General features: G+C 58.1%; 1 protein-coding gene. It reads left to right on the forward strand.

Features of this window, described 5'->3' with window-relative positions:
• Positions 1-510: ACT domain-containing protein (locus AC1D0Z_RS23675; protein WP_477660554.1), on the forward strand; the 510-nt coding region annotated here is incomplete at its 5' end.
• Positions 511-626 lie beyond the last annotated feature (116 nt).

The following is a 626-nucleotide window of genomic DNA, read 5'->3' on the forward strand; positions in this document are numbered from 1 at the left end:
GATTATGTGCTGGCGAAGAAGGCACGCCAGCCAAACCCGAAGGCCAAAACCGGTGGCGTGCTGGTGGTTGGTATGGGTTCCCTCCTGACGCAATTGGCCAAATGCTGCAAGCCTGCGCCGCCCGACGAGATTCTCGGTTTTGTGACCAAAGGCAAAGGTGTCAGCATCCATCGCAGCGATTGCAGCAATTTCCGCAATATGGCCAGCGGCAGTCCCGACCGTGTGATTGAGGTCGAATGGAATGCACCCAAGACCGCGGACGGTGCGGTCTATCCGGTGGATGTTTCCGTCGAAGCGGCTGACCGGCAGGGCCTGCTGCGTGATATTTCCGAGGTCTTTGCCAGGGAAAAAATGAATGTAATCGGCGTGCAGACGCAATCGGTCAAGGACAACCGCGGCGGAACGGCATGGATGACGTTCACCGTGGAGGTTGCGCAATCAGGGCGTTTGAACCAGGTGCTGGCTGTCGTTGCTGAGGTGCCCGGCGTGCGGTCTGCGCGCAGACGCTGAGCCGGGCTGCGGGACTTTTTTGGGCAAATTTTCAAGGTGGGGCGAGATAGCCGTTTTGCTTTGCTACAATACGAGCTTCGAACAGTCCTTAGGCGCGTAGCTCAGCTGGTTAGAGC

This window comes from Polaromonas sp. P1_E3 (assembly GCF_056405935.1).